This window comes from Erwinia sp. E_sp_B01_1 (assembly GCF_036865545.1).
Classification (GTDB): domain Bacteria; phylum Pseudomonadota; class Gammaproteobacteria; order Enterobacterales; family Enterobacteriaceae; genus Erwinia.
Map to the genome: position 1 here is coordinate 3,534,154 of NZ_CP142208.1, position 20,723 is coordinate 3,554,876.

General features: G+C 54.8%; 16 protein-coding genes. 11 read left to right on the forward strand and 5 right to left on the reverse strand.

The features are described from left to right. Positions 1-76: 76 nt before the first annotated feature. Positions 77-2,077, forward strand: coding sequence for a transketolase (gene tkt, locus VRC33_RS16575; protein WP_338557414.1), 2,001 nt, complete (start codon positions 77-79; stop codon positions 2,075-2,077). 98 nt (positions 2,078-2,175) lie between these two features. Here tkt and VRC33_RS16580 read toward each other — a convergent pair whose 3' ends face one another. After that, complete coding sequence (locus tag VRC33_RS16580; RefSeq protein ID WP_338557415.1) at positions 2,176-3,267, reverse strand: DUF1176 domain-containing protein; 1,092 nt, start codon at positions 3,265-3,267, stop codon at positions 2,176-2,178. A 489-nt stretch (positions 3,268-3,756) separates the two neighbouring features. On the opposite strand from VRC33_RS16580, the gene VRC33_RS16585 reads away from it, so the two are divergent. The 8 genes from VRC33_RS16585 to VRC33_RS16620 all read left to right on the forward strand — a co-directional run bounded on the left by VRC33_RS16585 (position 3,757) and on the right by VRC33_RS16620 (position 11,724). Continuing rightward, on the forward strand, positions 3,757-4,587 hold the full coding sequence (locus tag VRC33_RS16585) for a DeoR/GlpR family DNA-binding transcription regulator (protein ID WP_338557416.1): 831 nt from the start codon (positions 3,757-3,759) through the stop codon (positions 4,585-4,587). Between the two features lie 82 nt (positions 4,588-4,669). Continuing rightward, positions 4,670-5,653, forward strand: coding sequence for a substrate-binding domain-containing protein (locus tag VRC33_RS16590; RefSeq protein ID WP_338557417.1), 984 nt, complete (start codon positions 4,670-4,672; stop codon positions 5,651-5,653). A gap of 2 nt (positions 5,654-5,655) precedes the next feature. Further along, positions 5,656-7,161, forward strand: a complete 1,506-nt coding sequence (locus VRC33_RS16595; protein ID WP_338557418.1) for a sugar ABC transporter ATP-binding protein — start codon at positions 5,656-5,658, stop codon at positions 7,159-7,161. Next, on the forward strand, positions 7,154-8,143 hold the full coding sequence (locus tag VRC33_RS16600; protein WP_338557420.1) for an ABC transporter permease: 990 nt from the start codon (positions 7,154-7,156) through the stop codon (positions 8,141-8,143). The genes VRC33_RS16595 and VRC33_RS16600 overlap by 8 nt, the downstream gene beginning before the upstream one ends. Before the next feature lie 14 nt (positions 8,144-8,157). Then, on the forward strand, positions 8,158-9,195 hold the full coding sequence (locus tag VRC33_RS16605) for an ABC transporter permease (protein WP_338564321.1): 1,038 nt from the start codon (positions 8,158-8,160) through the stop codon (positions 9,193-9,195). Beyond that, positions 9,195-9,878, forward strand: a complete 684-nt coding sequence (gene alsE, locus VRC33_RS16610; RefSeq protein ID WP_338557421.1) for a D-allulose 6-phosphate 3-epimerase — start codon at positions 9,195-9,197, stop codon at positions 9,876-9,878. The genes VRC33_RS16605 and alsE overlap by 1 nt, the downstream gene beginning before the upstream one ends. After that, positions 9,869-10,762: an allose kinase gene (alsK, locus tag VRC33_RS16615; protein ID WP_338564322.1), complete on the forward strand. Its 894-nt coding sequence runs from the start codon at positions 9,869-9,871 to the stop codon at positions 10,760-10,762. Before alsE ends, alsK begins: the two co-directional genes overlap by 10 nt. Further along, positions 10,759-11,724, forward strand: a complete 966-nt coding sequence (locus VRC33_RS16620; RefSeq protein ID WP_338557422.1) for a ribokinase — start codon at positions 10,759-10,761, stop codon at positions 11,722-11,724. Before alsK ends, VRC33_RS16620 begins: the two co-directional genes overlap by 4 nt. Here the strand turns inward: VRC33_RS16620 and nudK are convergent, their stop codons facing one another. The 3 genes from nudK to VRC33_RS16635 all read right to left on the reverse strand — a co-directional run bounded on the left by nudK (position 11,725) and on the right by VRC33_RS16635 (position 14,557). Next, positions 11,725-12,303, reverse strand: a complete 579-nt coding sequence (gene nudK, locus VRC33_RS16625; protein ID WP_338557423.1) for a GDP-mannose pyrophosphatase NudK — start codon at positions 12,301-12,303, stop codon at positions 11,725-11,727. A gap of 200 nt (positions 12,304-12,503) precedes the next feature. Beyond that, a complete protein-coding gene (ansP, locus tag VRC33_RS16630; RefSeq protein WP_338557424.1) occupies positions 12,504-13,973 on the reverse strand; it encodes an L-asparagine permease in 1,470 nt (489 codons plus the stop codon). A gap of 308 nt (positions 13,974-14,281) precedes the next feature. Continuing rightward, a complete protein-coding gene (locus VRC33_RS16635; RefSeq protein WP_338557425.1) occupies positions 14,282-14,557 on the reverse strand; it encodes a YdgH/BhsA/McbA-like domain containing protein in 276 nt (91 codons plus the stop codon). Between the two features lie 376 nt (positions 14,558-14,933). Between VRC33_RS16635 and narQ the strand changes: the two genes are divergently transcribed. After that, the gene (narQ, locus tag VRC33_RS16640) at positions 14,934-16,601 is read left to right on the forward strand and encodes a nitrate/nitrite two-component system sensor histidine kinase NarQ (RefSeq protein ID WP_338576778.1); all 1,668 of its coding nucleotides are present in this window, start codon (positions 14,934-14,936) and stop codon (positions 16,599-16,601) included. A 243-nt stretch (positions 16,602-16,844) separates the two neighbouring features. Beyond that, complete coding sequence (gene acrD, locus VRC33_RS16645; protein ID WP_338557430.1) at positions 16,845-19,961, forward strand: multidrug efflux RND transporter permease AcrD; 3,117 nt, start codon at positions 16,845-16,847, stop codon at positions 19,959-19,961. A gap of 565 nt (positions 19,962-20,526) precedes the next feature. On the opposite strand, the gene VRC33_RS16650 is transcribed toward acrD, so the two are convergent. Next, on the reverse strand, positions 20,527-20,721 hold the full coding sequence (locus VRC33_RS16650) for a hypothetical protein (protein WP_338557431.1): 195 nt from the start codon (positions 20,719-20,721) through the stop codon (positions 20,527-20,529). Between the last annotated feature and the right edge of the window lie 2 nt (positions 20,722-20,723).

The following is a 20,723-nucleotide window of genomic DNA, read 5'->3' on the forward strand; positions in this document are numbered from 1 at the left end:
AACCCCGACCTCAGAACCTTCGCCCTTTCATATTTTATCCGCCCATTTCATCCCCCCAACAATCAGGGAGAAAAACATGTCTTCACGTAGAGAACTGGCTAATGCCATCCGTGCATTGAGTATGGATGCGGTGCAGAAAGCCAATTCCGGTCACCCGGGTGCCCCAATGGGCATGGCAGATATTGCTGAAGTGTTGTGGCGCGACTACCTGCATCACAACCCGACGAATCCCGCCTGGGCCGATCGTGACCGTTTTATCCTTTCTAACGGTCACGGCTCCATGCTGTTGTACAGCCTGCTGCACCTTTCCGGCTATGACTTACCGATTGAAGAGCTGAAAAACTTCCGCCAGCTGCACTCGAAAACGCCTGGCCACCCGGAAATTGGTTACACGCCGGGCGTGGAAACCACTACCGGTCCGCTGGGTCAGGGCCTGGCTAACGCCGTGGGTCTGGCGATTGCCGAACGCACGCTGGGCGCGCAGTTTAACCGTCCTGGCCACGACATCGTCGATCACCATACCTATGTCTTTATGGGCGATGGCTGCCTGATGGAAGGGATTTCGCACGAAGTCTGTTCGCTGGCTGGAACCCTGGGTCTGGGTAAACTGATCGGCTTCTATGACCACAACGGCATCTCGATTGATGGCGAAGTGGAAGGCTGGTTCAGCGATGATACGGCGAAGCGTTTCGAAGCCTATAACTGGCATGTGATCCGTGACATTGACGGTCACGATGCAGAAGCGGTCTCCAAAGCTATCAAAGAAGCACAAAGCGTTACCGATAAGCCTTCTCTGCTGATCTGCAAAACCATCATCGGTTTTGGCTCGCCAAATAAAGCAGGTAAAGAAGAAGCTCATGGTGCCGCGCTGGGTGCGGATGAAATCGCCCTGACCCGCAAGCAGCTGAACTGGAACTATCCGGCGTTTGAAATCCCTGATGATATCTATGCTCAGTGGGATGCCAAAGAAGCCGGTAATAAGTACGAGCAGGAGTGGAACGAGAAGTTCACCGCTTATAAAGCCGCCCATCCGGAACTGGCTAAAGAGTACAGCCGCCGTATGAATGGCGGTATGCCGGAGAACTGGGAGCAGGAAACGCAGAAGTTTATTGAGCAACTGCAGGCTAATCCACAAAAAATCGCCAGCCGTAAAGCGTCGCAAAACACGCTGGAAGCCTGGGGTAAAATCCTGCCGGAATTCCTGGGCGGCTCTGCCGACCTCGCGCCGAGTAACCTCACCATCTGGTCTGGTTCCAAATCGATTAAAGAGGATCTGGCCGGTAACTATATCCACTATGGCGTGCGCGAATTTGGCATGACGGCCATTGCTAACGGTATCGCCCATCACGGCGGCTTCGTGCCTTACACCGCGACATTCCTGATGTTTGTGGAATACGCGCGTAATGCGGTACGTATGGCGGCGCTGATGAAAGCCCGTCAGATCATGGTCTATACCCATGACTCCATCGGTCTGGGCGAAGATGGCCCGACGCACCAGCCGGTTGAGCAGCTTGCCAGCCTGCGCGTTACGCCAAACATGAGCGTATGGCGTCCGTGTGACCAGGTTGAGACCGCGGTAGCGTGGAAACATGCTGTTGAGCGTCATAATGGCCCAACGGCGCTGATCCTCTCCCGCCAGAACCTGATGCAGCCTGAGCGTACTAAAGAGCAGCTGGATAATATCTCCCGCGGCGCTTATGTACTTAAAGACTGTGACGGCACGCCAGATGTGATTCTGATTGCTACCGGTTCTGAACTGGAAATCACCCTGGGCGCCGCTGAGAAGCTGACCCGCAGCGCTCACAAGGTTCGCGTGGTTTCCATGCCGTCAACCGATCTGTTTGATAAGCAGGATGTTGCCTACCGTGAATCGGTTCTGCCTTCTACCGTTACCGCCCGTGTGGCCGTGGAAGCTGGTATCGCCGACTACTGGTATAAATATGTTGGCCTGAACGGTGCTATCGTGGGGATGACTACCTTTGGTGAGTCAGCACCAGCCGATAAGCTGTTCAACGAGTTTGGCTTCACGGTTGAGAATATCGTCAGCCACGCAGAGTCCCTGCTGAAACCTCACTAAGCCTGATGCGTTACTCCCCGCCTGACCGGCGGGGTTACCGCAGAGAGCAAAAAGCCCGGCCATTGCCGGGCTTTTTTATGCCTGAAGTCATGCGGATATTATTGCGCAGTCATTTCAACGCTGGCGTTGGAGGGCGTGGACAGAGTATGACTGGTCCACAGCGCAGGCCAGTCATCGCTGCCGTGCCAGGCATCGCAGGTGCCCTCTTCGGCATAATCCGCCAGCACAAACTGGTTGCCGGTAAACTGCCAGCGGCTGGCATTGCCACAGTCGCCAAGCCCACGGCCTTTGCTGTAGGTCATCAGCTCACCGGTGTTGGCATCATATTCGGCATTGATCAGTTCAAGCTGTTTATCACCGTGCCCGGGGGGAACAAACGGCAGAGCCAGTGACAGTCCCTTCGCCACGTAGGGCTGCGTGCGGCTGACCTCAAAGGCGAGGTCAATGACGTTATAGGCACCCATTTCACAGCTGATTAACAGCAACGCCTTATCATCCGAGAGAGGAGCCACGCTGACTTCCCGGCGTTGCGGGTCTAATGAACACTCGTCGGTATTAACCCGCCAGGTGCCAAAATCGATCAGCCCGGTAGTTTCATCGCGTGTCAGCGGCGAAGGCGGCGTTTGGGGTGGCGTGATCAGCGGCACGGCGGGTTCAGGTGGCACATCCATCGCTGCGCGGCTGCCGCGTTTCACCCAGGCACTCATGTTGTTAACCCTGCCCTGCACTTCATCCATCAGCAACAGCGCCGCTTTCAGACCGTGCAGCGAGAGCGTGGCAGAGGGCTTGTAGAGCAGTTGGATATTGTCGGCATCCATCACCTGCGCCAGAAACTCATCAATGGAAATTGAGTTGTCCGTGGTGAGATGGTGAGGCTCAACCTCCCAGTGTTTGAGATCGGGTTTCAGGCGCTGACCGTCGAGCAATAAATTGTCCTTCAGTGGGCCGCCTTTAAGCTCGCCGGTATAACGGTTGCCGTAATCAATCCGCAGCAGCGGACGATCGCTGACGCCGGCATTACGGCTGACACTCATCACCAGACCGTTATCGCCCGGAAAATTACGCACCACACAACTGTTGAGGTTATTGCAGGTTATCTGCCAGTCAGAAAAGACTTTTTGCAGCGGCTCAGCGTGAAGCGAAGCGGCAAACAGCAGCAGGGCAAAAGGTAATTTCATCCAGTAAGGCATTGAAAACGGTTATCCCAGGGTCACTTGTATTGTAAGAATAGCGTAAAGGTTGACCTTCGGCAGAGTTTTATCAGCGAAGAGTTAATTTTAACGCACTATTTCACCATGAAATCCCTGATTCCCAGCGGATTAACGTAATAACACTTTAGCCATTATTATGACCCCGACAGGTAATCAGCTCAATCAGATTAGTCGGACAAGGTTAATAAAACGTTAAATCAGTCAAATCCCCACATTCGGTCAAAAACGGGCATGTTATTCTGATTTCCCGGTAAAGGTTAGTGCAGCCAATATTGAATAACCCGCCGGTAAAAAGCCGTATTAATGTGACTTAGCTCAAATTAATCAATGTAACGACTTACATCTCCAATCAGATATTTGATCAGGATCGCTTTAATCAGCAGCGTGCCCTTTCAGGTCCTGGACCCTCGTCCAGGGCACATTTTGCGATCCTGCTATCCATTACTTTTATAAACACCGGAGGTCATCATGATGCCGATTGAACGCCAGCGGCAAATTATCGAGCAATTAACTCACCAGGGTCGGGTTTTAGTCACGGAGCTGGTTAATTTATGTCAGGTATCCCAGGAAACAATTCGCCGCGACTTAAGCGCGCTGGAAAAGAAAGGGATTTTACAACGCAGTCACGGAGGTGCAGTAATTACCCCCCGCAGCCCAGGGGCATCCTCCACCGGCAAAGCGGACCTGAGCGAACATGAACTGGCATTCAGTCAGCGAATTAACGAGAACGTGACGCAAAAGATGTTGATTGCCAAGCGGGCGCTGGAGTTTATCACCCCTGGTGACTGTGTCTTGCTCGACAGCAGCAGCACCTGTTGGTTTTTAGCCAGGCAGTTACCGGATATCGAATTAACGGTGATCACTAATTCGCTGAGAACGGTACAAACTCTGGCAGCCAGAGGAAACATCCGCACCATCTGTCTGGGCGGTGAATACTCTTCGCGCTATGAAGATTTTAAAGGGGTGGTGGCAGAACAACCGTTAAAGGAGTTCCTTATTAATAAGATTTTCTTCTCCTGTAGCAGCCTGGGAAATGATGGCTATCTGCGGGAAGGAAATGAAAATCACGCTCACCTGAAACAGCAAATGCTGCTGGCTTCAGAAAGAAAGTTTTTACTGATGGATGCCAGTAAATTTCTGAAACCTTCTTTTGCCCGTATTTGTCATTACAGGGACGTGGATATTTTAATTACCGACACGCTTAAAGATAAAGAATTGCAGCAGGAACTCGCGTGGAACGGCGTCAATATTATTGACTGTTCTCAGCGGCAGAGCGCGATGCAATTAATAAACTTTTAACTTTAAAAAAACCCAAATAATTCGGATTGCCGTCAACGCAAATGCAGCCCGAATTAGCAGGGAAATAAATCACGGAGTGAAAATGAAAAAGACATTTATCGCCTGTACCCTTTTTGCGCTGTTAACCAGCCATTCCCTGCACGCCGCCGACAAGATTCGGATGGGTATTGTGGTCAAGGTAGGAGGAATTCCCTGGTTTAATGCCATGGAGGCCGGGATTAAAAGTGAGGCGGCCAAACGCGGCATTGATGCCTGGCAGGTGGGGCCGACTTCGGCTGACCCGGCACTGCAGGTACGCGCTATTGAAGATTTGATTGCTCAGAAGGTCGACATCATCGGCGTGGTGCCGAACGACCCGAAAGTGCTTGAGCCGGTGCTGAAGCGCGCCCGTGAAGCCGGGATCAAAGTAATCACTCACGAATCCCCGGGGCAGCAATACGCCAACTGGGATTTCGAGCTGGTGGATGCGGACACACACGGTATTAACCATATGAAAGCCCTCGCCCAGTGCATGCATGAAGAGGGCAAATATGCGATGTACGTCGGCAGTCTGACCGTGCCTTTACACCAGCAATGGACCGACGCCGCCCTTAACTATCAAAAAGCGCACTACCCAAAGATGCAGATAGTCTCTGACAGATTTGGCGTGGGTGAATCGCTGGATGATTCCATCCGCACCACCAACGAGCTGATGTCGAAATACCCCGATCTGAAAGGGATCATGGCTTTCGGTTCGCAGGGGCCGATCGGGGCGGGACGCGCGGTGATGAACCGACAGAAAAGCAGCCAGATTTGCGTGATTGGCGCCTTCAGTCCCGGCCAGGGGGCATCGCTGGTTAACCGGGGCGCTATCAAAGGCGGCTATATCTGGAACCCGATGACCGCAGGCGAAGTATTTGTCCGCGTCGCGGACATGATGGAGAAGAATGAACCCTTCACCAACGGCATGACCATTGAAGGCCTGGGTAAAGTCAACGTTGACGAGCAGAACCACACCCTGCTGGGCAACAACACCGAAAGCCTGGACAAGGCTAACCTGCCGAAGCTGGTCAAACTGGGGCTGTAATCATGAAGCTAATCGAACCACACCGGCTGATTGAGCTGGCTAACCTGTCGAAAACCTTTGGCGGTAACCGCGCACTCAGTGAAATTTCGCTGTCGCTGATGGCAGGCGAAGTTCACTGCCTCGCTGGCACTAACGGCTGTGGCAAGAGCACGCTGATCAAAGTGATCTCCGGCGTCCATGCGCCGGACAGCGGCAGCACCATCACGCTGGAAAACGGGGAGACTTTTCCCCGTCTGACGCCAGAGCAGGCCCGGCAGTTTGGCATTCAGGTGATCTACCAGGATCTGTCGCTGTTTCCTAATCTCAGCGTGGCCGAGAATATCGCCTTTGAACATAACCTCCACGGGCTGATGGGCTGGTACAGCGCAGGCAAGCTGCGCAAGACGGCGCAGCGGATTATCAGCGAGCTGAATTTCTCCCTGCGACTGGATGACAAAGTGGCCTCGCTCTCTATCGCCCAACGTCAGCAGGTGGCAATTTGTCGTGCGCTGGTCGGCGAGGCGCGACTGGTGATTATGGATGAGCCAACCGCATCCCTGACCCGTACCGAAGTCAATCAGCTCCTGAAAACGGTTCGCTATCTGAAAGAGAAAAACCTCTGCGTGGTGTTCGTCAGCCACCGTCTGGATGAGGTGCTGGAGATTTCTGACCGCGTGACGGTGATCCGCGATGGCCGCAAAATGGGCACCTGGCCCGCCAGCGAAATCGACAGCCATCACCTGACGGAACTGATGACCGGACTCAAGCTCGACTATCAGCTTAAACCGCCTTTCAGAGAGGATGCCCGCACGCTGCTGGAGGTCGAAAAGCTCTCCCGTGCCGGTCAGTATCAGGATGTCAGCTTCAGGCTATGGGAAGGTGAAGTGTTGGGCCTGTGCGGGCTGCTGGGATCAGGACGCACGGAACTGGCGTTATCCCTGTTCGGTATGACCCGGCCTGACAGCGGAAAGATCTGGCTGGACAGTAAACCCGTGCGTTTTCGCAGCCATCAGGATGCGATCAAAGCCGGTATTGGCTACGTCTCCGAAGACCGGCTGACGCTGGGCCTGGTGCAGCAGCAATCGGTGGCGGACAACATGGTGCTGCCGATCCTCGACAAGCTCAGTAATCGCTTCCATCTGATAGATAACTATCGCAAGACCAGGCTGATTCATCAGTGGATCAACCAGCTTGGCGTGCGCGTAGCCAACCCCGATCAGGCCATCTCCACCCTTTCCGGCGGCAATCAGCAAAAAATTGTGCTGGCGAAATGGGTCCTCACCCAGCCAAAAATCCTGATCCTCGACTCGCCGACGGTTGGCGTGGATGTCGGGGCCAAAGCCAGTATTTACCGGCTGATCCACCAGCTGGCGGAAGAAGGTCTGGCGATCATTTTGATTTCGGACGAGGTGCCGGAGGTGTACTACAACTGCGACCGCATCCTGCATTTCCGGGACGGGCAAATTTATGCTGAATATCAGCCTGCAGCGGTTGAACAGCAGGCGCTGGCGGAGGTGATCAATGCCTGATTTATCCTGGTTTAAACCCCACTCCAGCCAGGGCTGGCTGGCCTGGGTGCTGCTGTTCAGCGTGACGATTTTCGCCGTCAGCAGCGAGCAGTTCCTCAGCGTACAGAATTTGTTAGATCTGGCAGAAAGCTACGCCGTTACCGGCATCTTCGCGCTTGGGCTGTTTGTGGTGCTGGTGACCGGGGGCATTGATATCTCCTTCGCTGCGGTAGCGTCGGTGGTGCAATACCTGATCGCCACGCTGTTTATCCAGTTCCAGTTCGACAACGCGCTGTTAAGCATTCTGTTAGCCATCGCCTGCGGCACGCTGTTTGGGATGATCAACGCGGTGCTGATCTACTCGCTGCGGATCGTCTCGATCATCATCACCATCAGCATGCAGTCGCTGCTGTTCGGCCTGCTGATGTGGCTGACCAACGGCAAAAGCCTCTACAACCTGCCCGACTGGTGGATACAGCTCCGCAGCGTGCTGCCATTTGAGTGGCAGGGTCAGCCTTTCCAGATTGGCCTGCCGCTGGCGGTGATGCTGGTTCTGGCGGTTATCACCTGGCTGCTGCTGAACAAAACCCACCTTGGCCGGCAGCTCTACGCCACGGGCGGGGATCAGGAATCTGCCCGCCGGATGGGCATCCGCGTGGGGCTGATCCATCTGCTGGCCTATGGCTACCTGGGCGCGCTGGCCGCAATCGGTGGTCTGGTACAGGTCTACCGGATGGGCGAAGTGGTGCCGAATGCGCTGGTAGGCCGGGAACTGGATGTGCTCGCCGCCACGGTACTGGGGGGCGCCAGCCTGATGGGCGGCAAAGGCACGGTTACCGGTACGCTGATGGGCGTCTTTCTGATCGCCATCCTGAAAAACGGCCTCAACCTGCTAGGGGTGTCGGACTACTTCATGAATATCGTGATTGGCGCGGTGATCATGGTGGCTATCGCCGTGACCCATTACAAAAAACGCAAAGAGACCGACGTCAGCTTCGTCTGACGCGAGGAGAGATGATGAAATCACTGCAATGGGCTAAACCGGACGGCGTGACCAGCGGACTGCTGACGCTGATCCTGCTGGCTGTCGCCCTCTTCTCCTGGCTGATGCCGGGGCGCTTTCTCACCGGCGGCACTTTTATGAGCATGGCCTTTCAGCTTCCGGAGCTGGGCCTGCTGACGCTGGCGATGTTTATCGCCATTCTCAGCGGTGGCCTTAACCTGTGCATTATCGCCACCGCTAACCTCACCAGCCTGTTTATCGCCTGGCTGCTGCTGCATTTCCTGCCGGCGGGAGCGGGCATTGCTTTACAGCTTTTCTGGCTGGCACTGGGTCTGTTGGGTGCGGCAGCTATCGCAGTGGTGATCGGGGCCATCACCGGCCTGATGGTGACCAGGGTTGGTGCCCATCCGATTCTGGTGACGCTGGCGACAATGATGACGGTGAACGGGATTGGCATCTGGCTGACGCACGGTTCCGCCGTCAGCGGCATGCCGGAGGTACTGAGGGTTCTTGGTTCCGGAACGCTGCTTGGCGTGCCGTTGCCTATGTGGGTATTTTTAGCCGCCGCTGCCGGTATGGCACTCTTCCTGGGCAAAACCCGCGCAGGAAAATGCATCTATATGGGCGGCAGCAATATCAATGCCACCTGGTTCAGCGGCATCAATACCCACCGTATGCTGATGCTGGTCTATATCCTCTCCAGCCTGCTCTGCGTGCTGGCCGGCCTGGTGATGATGGCCCGCTTTAATTCTGCCCGCATCGGCTATGGCGACTCCTATCTGCTGTTAACCGTGCTGGCGATCATTCTGGGCGGCACCGATCCCAACGGCGGCTTTGGTCGCGTCAGCGGCGTGGTGCTCTCGCTGATCGCGCTGCAAACCCTCTCCACCGGCTTCAATCTGATGAACATCAGCCAGCATTTCAGCCTGGCGATGTGGGGTGCCGTGCTGATTATCGTGCTGGCTGTGAAATTCTTTAACGCCCGACATGCGGAATACTGCGCCGTTCGCCTTAGCGCCCTGCGCGCCAATTTAACTAAAAAGGAAATCTGATGCGCCCTAAAATCTCCCCTTCGCTGATGTGCATGAACCTGATGGAAATCAAGCAGCAACTGGCGGTACTGAATACCCGCGCTGATTTTCTCCACGTGGACATTATGGATGGCCACTACGTGAAAAATATTACCCTTTCGCCATTCTTTATTGAGCAAATCCGCCCTTACACGCCGGTGGCTATTGATGTGCATTTAATGGTGGAAGAGCCCACGCATTTTATTGAGGCCGTAGCAAAAGCCGGGGCCGATTATATTTGCCCACATGCCGAAACCATTAACCGGGATGCGTTTCGCGTTATAAATCAAATCCGCTCGCTGCATAAAAAAGTTGGCGTGGTGTTGAATCCGGCCACCCCGGTTTCCTTTATTCATCATTACATTCATCTGCTGGATAAGATCACGGTGATGACCGTGGATCCGGGCTACGCCGGGCAGCCTTTTATTCCGGAGATGGTAAAGAAGATTGCCGAACTTCAGGCGCTTAAGCAGCAGCATGGCTATCACTATCTGATTGAGATCGATGGCTCCTGTAATCAGAACACCTATTCCACCCTGCTGGATGCGGGTGCAGAAGTGCTGATTGTCGGCACCTCCGGCCTGTTTAACCTGGATGATGACCTGGCAAAAGCCTGGGACAGGATGACGCAGAACATTGCGGACCGGGCGAGGGCATCCGCATGACATGGCTGGGTGTGGATACAGGCGGGACCAGCACCCGGCTGATGACATTGCGGCAGGGCCAGTGGCTGGATTTTCACAAGGTGGCAACGGCAAGCTGGGCAGAGACGCCGGATGCGCTGGCCTCGCTGGCAGCGCTGATTGACCAGGTGCTGGAGAAACAGCCGGTCGACGGCATTATGCTGGGGTTACCCGGCATTTTAAGCCGCGATCGCCAGCAGGTTTTATCCCTGCCGTTTATTCAGGCGCTGGATAACCAGCCGGTGGCGCAGATCCTGACGGAGAAACTCGGCGTGCCGGTAGCAATGGACAAAGATGTTAACCATCTGATGCTGTGGGACCTCCGGCAACTGCCGGTGCTGCCGCGCAATGCCGTGGGCCTCTATCTGGGTACCGGGATGGGCAACAGCCTCTGGCTTAACGGTGAGTTTTATCATGGTGAGCATGGCGGCGCAGGCGAGCTTGGGCATATTCCACTGGCTGATAATGCCCTGCCCTGCCCCTGTGGCAATCTTGGCTGCGCAGAGACGCTGGTTTCCGGCCACTGGCTCAGCGGTTGGGCGGCGAGCGAGCAGCCGGAGACGCCGATGTCCCATCTGTTTACCCGTCATCACGCCGATCCGGAGCTACAGGCCTTTGTCCATCGGCTGGCGAAAACCATCGCTACCGAAATGAACATTCTCGATCCGGAGATATTGATCCTCGGCGGCGGCGTGCTGGCGATGGCGGATTTCCCCCTGGCTGAACTGCGCCAGCTTATTCAGCAGCATCTCAGGTCTCCGGTGACCCGCAGCGGGCTGAAGATTGTTTTCAGCGAGGCCACCGACCGCACTGGCTGTCGCGGGGCCTGTCTGGCTGCCGAACGCCATTTTGGAGAAACAGCATGAAAGGAAAGGTGTGCGTATTTGGCTCTTTTAACCTGGACATCGTTTCAAAAATGACCCGCTTCCCGCTGCCGGGAGAGTCGCTGATTGCGCAAAGCAGCATGATGGGGCCGGGCGGCAAGGGAGCGAACCAGGCCACCGCCGCGTTGCGGGCCGGGGCCAGAGTCCATTACATCGGCAAGATTGGCAGCGATGATTTTGGCAGCTTTGCCCGTCGTCATCTGGAAAAAACCGGCTTTGATGCCATCACCCTTTTCACCTGTAAAGAGAAACCCACCGGCAATGCGTTGATTTACGTGGCGGGCGATGAGGCCGAGAACATGATCTCTGTTTATCCCGGCGCCAACCTCACGGTGACCGCTCAGGAAGTGGCCCGTTGCCAGCCCACCGTTGCGGCTGCGGATATCATGCTGATGCAGCTGGAGAATAATCTCAGCGCCATCCAGCGCATGATGGAGAGCGCACGGGCTTCAGGCACTTTTCTGATCCTTAACCCGGCCCCCTGGCAGAAAGTCAGCGATGCGCTGTTGAGTAAAGTCGACCTGCTGACGCCCAACAGCACCGAAGCTTCACTGCTCAGCGGCGTGCAGGTCAGGGATATGGCCAGCGCGAGGCAGGCAGCGGAGATTCTGCACCGTAAAGGCGTGCGGCAACTGATTATCACGCTGGGCACCCAGGGTGCGCTGCTCTCTGATGGGGAACAGTTTTCATTGATCCCGGTTTACCCGGCGCAGCCCAAAGACAGCACTGGCGCGGGAGATGCGTTTAACGGGGCGCTGGCGGCAAGGCTGGGGGCAGGAGAAACGCTGGAGCAGGCCGCGTTGTTCGCAGCGGCCTATGCTTCCCTCTGCGTTGAACGTGCCGGAGCCGCCCATTCAATGCCGCTTTATGCGGAGGCCATTGAACGTATGCAGGCTTTTCCGGAAGTGGCTATCAGGACGCTACAGCCTGAGCGGTTGACATGATCAGAGCTTCAGCCAGCCTTCCAGCAGGGCGTGCTGAAGCAGCATCACCGTTTTGCCATCTTTGATGCGGCCCTCTTTGATCATCGCCCACGCCTGAGGGAAGGGAATTTCCAGCACGGCGATATCTTCGTCCTCGACGCCGCCGCCCGCATTGGCGCGCAGCGAGTCGTTATATTCTGCGGCAAAGAAGTGGATCAACTCTGTCACGCCGCCCGGAGACATATACATCTCATAGAGTTTTTCGACTTTGCCCACCGCATAGCCCGTCTCTTCGATGGCTTCCTTACGGATGCAATCTTCCGGGGAGTCGTTATCCAGCAGCCCGGCGCAGGCTTCTATCAGTTGCCCGCTCTCGTTACCGTTCACCCAGGTGGCGATGCGAAACTGACGGGTCAGGATTACGCTGTTTTTTTCACGGTTGTATAACAGGATTGTCGCGCCATTGCCGCGATCGTAGACTTCGCGCTTGTGGCGGATCGTTGAGCCATCACTGGCGGTAAGATCGTAAGTAAAATTACGCAGGACGAACCAGTTTTCTGACAGGATTTTATTCTTGATAACGTCGATTTTGGCTGACATACAGGCTCCGTTGCGATTCTCGGGAGCCTGTCATCATAAAGCCACCCCGGTCAGAAAACTATCTTAATTCTGAGCCTGTTGCGCGCAGCTCCGGCAGGTCATCGCCTGCATCATGGCTTCAGACTGCAATCGGCAGGTGCCTGTTCATACCATAAAAAAGGCGGCCTTAAACAGGCCGCCTTTCAGAAAATCAGCGGGGATTAGCCTGCGTTGTTTTCTGTCTCCGGAGCATGTTCAGTCTGGGCGACGGCATGCACGCGTTTGCGTACGCCAAACCAGCCCAGCACCAGAATTACCGCAATCAGTGGAACAGCGGCAATGGTGTAAGTCCCGTTAGGATAATCAAACGCCATCAGTACCAGCACGCTGGCGAGGAACAGCAGCGTCAGCCATGAGGTGAAAGGTGCCCACGGCAGCTTGAAGTTCACTTCTTCCGCTTTACCTTCCCTGATCGCTTTACGCAGACGCATCTGGCAGACCACGATAAAGCCCCATGAAGAGATGATGCCCAGTGAAGCGATGTTCAGCACAATCTCAAACACCCGTGAAGGCACAATGTAGTTGAGGTAAACCCCGATGATATAGACGCCGATAGTGACCAGGATCCCCATATAAGGCACCTGCTGACCACTCATTTTTGACATGAATTTCGGCGCGGACCCACCCATCGACATTGACCGCAGAATACGACCCGTGGAGTAAAGACCGGAGTTAAGGCTGGAAAGCGCCGCGCTCAGTACCACGATGTTCATAATGCTGCCGACGTAAGGGACGCCCAGCTTTGAGAAGAAGGTCACAAACGGACTCTGCCCTGCCTGATACGCGTTCCACGGCAGTAACAGAACCAGCAGCACCACCGAACCCACGTAGAACAGGCCGATACGCCAGATCACGCTGTTGATCGCTTTAGGCAGCATCGTTTTAGGGTCTTTACACTCGCCTGCCGCCGTGCCTACCAGTTCGATAGAGGCGAAGGCGAATACCACCCCCTGCACCAGCACCAGGGCCGGTAACAAACCGTGCGGGAAGAAGCCGCCGTTATCACTGATCAGATGGAAGCCGGTAGCATTGCCATCCAGCGGTTTTCCGGTGCCCAAAAACACCACGCCGACAATCAGGAAGATGGCGATCGCCAGCACTTTAATCAGCGCAAACCAGAACTCCATCTCCGCAAACCACTTCACGCCGATCATGTTCATGGTGCCGACAATTGCCAGCGCCCCCAGCGCGAACACCCACTGCGGAACATCGCCAAACGCGCCCCAGTAATGCATATAGAGCGCGACTGCGGTGATATCCACGATACCGGTCATCGCCCAGTTAACGAAGTACATCCAGCCCGCCACGTAGGAGGCTTTCTCACCCAGAAATTCACGGGCATAGGAGACAAAGCTGCCGCTGGAGGGACGGTGAAGAACCAACTCACCCAGCGCTCGCAGGATAAAGAAGGAGAAGATGCCACACACTAAATAGACTATTGCCAGCGCAGGCCCGGCAATCTGCAGACGCGCCCCCGCACCAAGAAACAGCCCCGTTCCAATCGCTCCCCCAATCGCAATCATCTGAACGTGACGATTGTCCATGGCTTTGTGATAGCCGGAATCATGAGAATTTAACCAACGTCTTCTTGCGGCGCGCTTGTCTGCAACCGCTGTTTTATCAGCTTTCATTTTTTATCCTGTTATCCTGTCCACAGTATTACGGATACCCGTCCCAGGTATCCTGATGTCTGTCGCCAACCAAACGATTGCGTACACAGCATAAAAGTCTGGGCAAAACCCGGGTTCCTGTAGTTATATTCTTGACGGAAGCGGGAAATTTGCGGCGATGCATCCTAACCGTTCTGCAAAGCTGACGCAAAAGATCCGATCGGGAAATCGTGAGCTTTTGTAATTTTTGAAGGGTAACGCAAAAAAAACCGACCGCAATCGGCGGTCGGTTCAGTGAGGTCACTAAGGCTACACGGGAAGGGTAAAACTTAACGGTAAATCTCTGCGTTTCCGCTCCACTTGCTGGAATCACCAGGGTTTTGAGCACCAATAATCCGGTAATGGGAGGCGCCCATCTCACTGGCTTTCTGTGAGAGCTGGCGGCTGGCATCGTCCAGCGTCCCGTTAACTCCGGACACCGAAACGTTGCCCATTGGCTGTAAATTCTGGCTCTGAGCTTCATCTACCTGAGTGGCAGCCAGCGCTGAAAATGAGGTGGCGGCAAAGAGCGTGACAGCGATCAGAGTCGGTAATTTCATGTTCATATTTTTTTCCTCGTCGAAAGTCATCATTCGTCAGAAGTGATAGTTGCAACGGGATAAATTATGAACAAGCTAATGAAAATCAGGGTGTGCGCACAGTAAAATGGCTTAAGGATTTTGGAAGGAGTACGAATTTATCCAAAGAAGCGTCAATAAGAGTGACACTTTACAGCCGGTGTAAAATAATATTTCTTAAAACCGCTGGCTGATACATTTTGAACATTTTTTTTCGTGCTGAATTCACTGTATCCGGGATGCTGCCACGCGGCAAGCGATATACCGCACGTTTTGAACATTCGGATTTTATCCCCGTGCAGGTCAGTTTTTCAGCCCGATTTTGACGTTATACTGCGGTCCTCTTTTGATAAGGAAGCGATGGATGTTTACACGTTCTGTCACCAGCAGCCTGGCCCGTTCCCTGTTTGCTATCGTGTTACTGTCAGTGCTCTCTTCCGGTCTGGCCCTGCTGACGCTCTCCACCAGCTTACGTGATGCCGAAGCCATTAATATTGCCGGTTCGCTGCGGATGCAGAGCTACCGGCTGGCCAGGGATGCCACCAGCCTCTCCTCCGGTTTCACCAAAGATATTCAAGCTTATCAGCAATCCGTTTATGCGCCTGCGCTGGAGGCTCTGGACCGGGCCTGGGTCCCTGAAGCTGTCAGAGCCCGATATCACGAACTCCTGCTATCCTGGCGCACTCTGCAGCCCGAGCTGCTGGCTGGCAATACCCGTCACTATCAGCAAAACCTCTCCCTCTATGTGGCGCAGATTGACCGTTTTGTCCTGGCACTCCAGCACTGGGCCGAGCTGAAAATGAAACTGGCAGCCGGGGCCAGCCTGCTGGGATTTCTCGCCATCGCTCTGGTGGTCTTCTGGACCTTACGACAGGTTAAGCGCCAGGTGGTCTCACCGCTGAATCAGCTGGTCAGGGCCAGTAACGAGATCGAACACGCTCATTTTCACTATGCTCCGCTGAATACAGACCTGCCCAACGAACTGGGCGTGCTGGCCCGGGCGTTTACCCGCATGTCGACTGAACTGGAGAAACAGTACCTCAGCCTGGAACTGAGGGTAAAAGAGAAAACCAGTGACCTGCGTCAGGCTAATCGGCGCCTCGCCGTGCTTTATGACTGCTCAGCCGTGCTGAACCGTCATACCGATCTCTCTGAGGCACTGCCGGAAGTTCTGCAAAAAATCTCTGAACATGAAAATTTTTGCGCCATTGAGCTTTCAGCCCCGTCTCACGGAAAAATCAGCAAGGGGGAGCCGCAGGCCGATCTGCCCTGGTTAACGCTTTCACTGGATGCGGTGGCTGACCTGCACCCTGCCGAATTGCGCTGGCAGGCGCAGGAGAGTGAGCCGCAGCTGATGCTGGGCGTGGCAACTATGCTGGACCGGGCGCTGCAACTGGATCGTGCTCAGCAAAAAGTTCGCCATCTGCTGGTGATGGAAGAGCGTGCCACCATTGCCCGTGAGCTCCATGATTCGCTTGCCCAGTCGCTGGCCTATCTGCGTATTCAGCTTGCCCGGTTAAGACGCACGGTAGACAGCAACGCTACGTCAGCCCAGGCGATCGTCAGCGAGATTGATTTAGCCCTGACCGACGCCAATCTTCAGCTCCGCGAACTGCTGACCACCTTCCGGCTGACCATAGAGCCAGCCGATTTGGCCACGGCGCTTCGCCAGGTGGTTGCCACTTTGTGCAATCAAACCACGGCGGAGATCCGGCTCAAAAGCGAGCCCTTTGAACGCCACCTTGAAGTCCAGAAGCAGGTTCATGTCCTGCAGATAGTGCGTGAAGCCTTACTGAATGCGATTCGTCATGCGCAGGCATCCCATATTGAAATCCGCTGCAGCAGTCCCGGGCCAGGCGAAAATCTGATTGAAATTCAGGATGACGGCGTTGGCCTGGACGGGGAAACCTCGCCGCCGGGGCACTATGGTTTGTCCATCATGCAGGAACGGGCTAACAGTCTGCAGGGGCGGCTGACTATTCTCTCTTCGGCTGACAGCGGCACTACAGTCTCGCTGCAATTCCCCACATAAGCCCACCGCCAGTCAAAAGCCTGAATACACCCGGCCTGCAGGCTCACTTTAGCGGACGATTTCGCACGATAATTTACACTTTCTCCTCATTTTCTCCACGATTCTTCACAAGCCGGAGGGTAAAGTGAAGACAGGCCAAAGCTTATTGAATCAATTATAAAATTTGCGACGGGCTGGACAATCCCGCGCCCCAGGGAAAAGGCAGGCGCACCTCACCTGTTTACTTGCCTGGAGCGCTTTTCAATGGCGAATTTTTTTATCGATCGCCCCATTTTTGCCTGGGTGATAGCGATTTTACTTTGCCTGACCGGCACACTGGCGATCTTTTCCCTTCCCGTTGAGCAGTACCCTGAACTTGCTCCCCCCAATGTCCGTATTACTGCCAACTACCCTGGCGCCTCCGCTGAAACGCTGGAGAATACGGTTACCCAGGTTATCGAACAGAATATGACGGGTATCGATAACCTGATGTATATGTCCTCCCAGAGCAGTAATACCGGCCAGGCCACCATCACCCTGACTTTTGTCGCCGGCACTAATCCTGATGAAGCGCGCCAGCAGGTGCAGAATCAGCTGCAATCCGCCTTGCGAAAACTGCCTCAGGATGTTCAGTCTCAGGGGGTGACGGTGACCAAAACCGGCGATACCAATATCCTGATGGTGGCGTTCGTGTCGACCGATGGCAGTATGGATAAGCAGGATATTTCTGACTACGTGGCCAGTAACGTGCAGGATCCCCTGAGCCGTATTGATGGCGTGGGCCAGGTGGATGCTTACGGATCGCAGTATGCTATGCGTATCTGGCTCGACCCGAACAAAATGATCAATTACGCCCTGACCACTGCCGATATTGTTACCGCGATTGAGTCTCAAAACAGCCAGGTGGCGGTGGGACAACTGGGCGGCCTGCCCTCGGTGGACCGTCAGGCACTGAATGCCACTATCAATTCCCAGTCTCTGCTGACTACGCCGGCACAGTTCCGCAATATTACGCTGCGGGTCAATCAGGATGGCTCAGAGGTCAGACTTGGGGATGTGGCGGATATCGCTCTTGGTGCCGAAAAATATGACTTCCTGAGCCAGTACAACGGTCAGCCCGCTTCGGGTCTGGGAATAAAGCTGGCGTCCGGCGCCAACGAGCTGCAAACCGACCAGCTGGTACGCGCGCGTATTGATGAGCTTTCACACTATTTCCCCCGGGGACTGAAAGCCGAGATTGCCTACGAGACCACCCCTTTTGTTAAAGCTTCAATTGAGGACGTGGTCAAGACGCTGCTGGAAGCCATCCTGCTGGTGTTTGTGGTGATGTATCTGTTTATGCAGAACTTCCGCGCCACCTTAATCCCCACCCTCGCCGTGCCGGTTGTGTTGCTGGGCACCTTTACCGTTCTCTCTGCCTGTGGATTCAGCATCAATACCCTGACCATGTTTGCCATGGTGCTGGCTATCGGGCTGCTGGTAGACGATGCCATTGTGGTGGTGGAAAACGTTGAGCGAATAATGAGTGAGGAAGGGCTTTCACCCAGAGACGCAACGCGAAAATCGATGGGGCAGATCCAGGGTGCCCTGGTGGGTATTGCGCTGGTGCTCTCTGCGGTGTTTATCCCGATGGCCTTTTTCGGCGGGACTACCGGTGCTATCTATCGCCAGTTCTCAGTCACCATCGTCTCCGCAATGGTGCTCTCGGTGCTGGTAGCCATGATCCTGACCCCTGCCCTGTGCGCCACGCTTCTGAAGCCGGTTCAGCAAGGGCATCATCATGACCGCCGGGGCTTCTTCGGCTGGTTTAACCGGATGTTCAACAGCAACGCCGAACGGTACGAACGGGGTGTGGGTAAAATTCTGGCGAAGGCCGGGCGCTGGCTGGTGCTTTATATGCTGCTGATTGCCGCGATGGCAGTGCTGTTTATGCGTCTGCCGACCTCTTTTCTGCCGCTGGAGGATCGGGGGGTATTCACCACTCAGGTTCAGCTTCCTCCGGGATCGACGCTGCAACAAACCAATAAAGTCGTCAACCAGGTCGAGCAGTATTACCTGACCAAAGAGAAAAACAACGTGCTGTCGGTCTTCTCCACCATTGGTGCAGGTCCTGGTGGTAACGGGCAGAACGTGGCCCGTATGTTTGTGCGGCTTAAGGACTGGCAGGATCGTCCGGGTTCCGGTAATACCTCGTTTGCCATTATCGAACGGGCCACCAAAGCGTTCCGCTCAATTAAAGAGGGGCGTGTTATAGCCAGCAGCCCTCCGGCCATCACGGGTATGGGTAATTCAGCCGGTTTTGATATGGAGTTACAGGATCATGCCGGACAGGGCCACGATGCGCTGATGCAGGCCCGTGACCAGCTGCTGGCCGCGACAGAGGGTAATGCTTCGCTGGCGAGGGTGCGGCATAACGGCCTGGACGATACGCCTCAGTTGCGTATTGACGTTGATCAGCATAAGGCCCAGGCGCTGGGCGTCTCAATCGACGACATTAACAACACGCTGCAAACGGGATGGGGATCGACCTATGTGAATGATTTCCTGGATCGGGGGCGGGTTAAAAAAGTTTATGTTCAGGCCGCCGCCCAGTTCCGTATGCTGCCGGATGACATCAGCAAGTGGTACGTCCGTAACAGCAGCGGAGGCATGGTGCCCTTTACCGCCTTTGCCAGCACCCATTGGGAGACGGGTTCTCCACGACTTGAACGCTATAACGGTTATTCAGCGGTAGAGATTGTGGGTGAAGCCGCTCAGGGCGTCAGTACCGGCACCGCCATGGACGTGATGGAAAATCTGGTCAGTAAACTCCCTACGGGCTTCGGGCTGCAATGGACCGGGGCTTCCTATCAGGAGCGGCTGACCGGATCGCAGGCACCGGCGCTTTATGCCATCTCATTGCTGGTGGTGTTCCTGTGCCTGGCGGCGCTTTATGAAAGCTGGTCGATCCCGTTCTCAGTGATGCTGGTAGTACCGCTGGGGGTGATTGGCGCCCTGATTGCCACCTGGATGCGCGGGCTGGAAAACGATGTTTATTTCCAGGTCGGGCTGTTAACGGTGATTGGCCTGTCGGCGAAAAATGCCATTCTGATTGTCGAGTTTGCCAATGAAATCAACAGCAAAGGACGGGATTTGATGGAAGCGACGCTGGAGGCTTCCCGGCAGCGCCTGCGCCCGATTCTGATGACCTCACTGGCGTTTATTTTTGGCGTGCTGCCTATGGTGATCAGTAATGGCGCAGGTTCAAGTAGCCAGCACGCGGTGGGTACCGGCGTGATGGGCGGGATGATTTCAGCCACTATTCTGGCGATCTTCTTTGTGCCCCTGTTCTTTGTGCTGGTACGACGCCGCTTCCCGGTAAATGAGAAGCCTGTCACATAACGAATAAAGGCAGCCCGGAGGGCTGCCTTTTAAAAGGGTGAAGCTGTGGATGGCGCTGTTAAGGAAATCTCAAAACTTATTCTTTAAGAATCTGTTATTTACGAGATAACATCGCTTCAATAAAGTCTTTCCAGTTCCCCAGTTCTAATTCGATCATATATCACCTCGCTGTTCTTGTGGCTGCATTATAGGATTAATCCTAAGGAAAAGTGAACAGCTTTCGCTCACTTAAAGTACCACGATTTCATTCAAAACCCGGTTTTGCGTGGCAGGCCACAGTTCTTTAGTGATAATCCCGCCCGTAACCGTTGGCGTGATTATCATTTGAAAGCCAAACCCGGAATTCAGCGATAAATAGCCAGCGGACAGAGGGGATGACCGGATAGCTGGGTGACTGGTTGAGTAGCTGAATAAATGAATGAGTGAGTGAGTGAGTGAGTGAGTGAGTGAGTGGCTGGCTGGCTGGCTGGAAAGAGTTTCACAAAAATAAGCGGGCGCGGATATTGACCGGAAGAAGTTTGCCGGTGCATCCCTGGGGGCGGGCCGCCCCCCGGACACAGCCTGGTTATTTCAGTACTATCACTTTATCGTAACCGCCGCTTTCACTGTCGATATGCGTTTTGGCATCGGGGTGTTCGGCCAGAACCGCCTCAACAACGTGATTGAATTCGTCACAACGACTGTTTTTCTTCCTGAGGATCACAATCATCGATTGTGTCTCTTCAACCGTATGAGCGGAAGACGCTTTCATATAGTTCATAT

Bases quoted from the DNA above. Each gene is read 5' to 3' on its own strand.
- VRC33_RS16585 (WP_338557416.1), top strand. From the start codon at position 3,757: ATGATGCCGATTGAACGCCAGCGGCAAATTATCGAGCAATTAACTCAC.
- nudK (WP_338557423.1), bottom strand. From the start codon at position 12,303: ATGTCAGCCAAAATCGACGTTATCAAGAATAAAATCCTGTCAGAAAAC.
- VRC33_RS16650 (WP_338557431.1), bottom strand. From the start codon at position 20,721: ATGAACTATATGAAAGCGTCTTCCGCTCATACGGTTGAAGAGACACAA.
- alsE (WP_338557421.1), top strand. From the start codon at position 9,195: ATGCGCCCTAAAATCTCCCCTTCGCTGATGTGCATGAACCTGATGGAA.
- VRC33_RS16605 (WP_338564321.1), top strand. From the start codon at position 8,158: ATGAAATCACTGCAATGGGCTAAACCGGACGGCGTGACCAGCGGACTG.
- VRC33_RS16595 (WP_338557418.1), top strand. From the start codon at position 5,656: ATGAAGCTAATCGAACCACACCGGCTGATTGAGCTGGCTAACCTGTCG.
- VRC33_RS16600 (WP_338557420.1), top strand. From the start codon at position 7,154: ATGCCTGATTTATCCTGGTTTAAACCCCACTCCAGCCAGGGCTGGCTG.
- VRC33_RS16620 (WP_338557422.1), top strand. From the start codon at position 10,759: ATGAAAGGAAAGGTGTGCGTATTTGGCTCTTTTAACCTGGACATCGTT.
- VRC33_RS16590 (WP_338557417.1), top strand. From the start codon at position 4,670: ATGAAAAAGACATTTATCGCCTGTACCCTTTTTGCGCTGTTAACCAGC.
- acrD (WP_338557430.1), top strand. From the start codon at position 16,845: ATGGCGAATTTTTTTATCGATCGCCCCATTTTTGCCTGGGTGATAGCG.
- VRC33_RS16580 (WP_338557415.1), bottom strand. From the start codon at position 3,267: ATGCCTTACTGGATGAAATTACCTTTTGCCCTGCTGCTGTTTGCCGCT.
- tkt (WP_338557414.1), top strand. From the start codon at position 77: ATGTCTTCACGTAGAGAACTGGCTAATGCCATCCGTGCATTGAGTATG.
- VRC33_RS16635 (WP_338557425.1), bottom strand. From the start codon at position 14,557: ATGAACATGAAATTACCGACTCTGATCGCTGTCACGCTCTTTGCCGCC.
- narQ (WP_338576778.1), top strand. From the start codon at position 14,934: ATGTTTACACGTTCTGTCACCAGCAGCCTGGCCCGTTCCCTGTTTGCT.
- ansP (WP_338557424.1), bottom strand. From the start codon at position 13,973: ATGAAAGCTGATAAAACAGCGGTTGCAGACAAGCGCGCCGCAAGAAGA.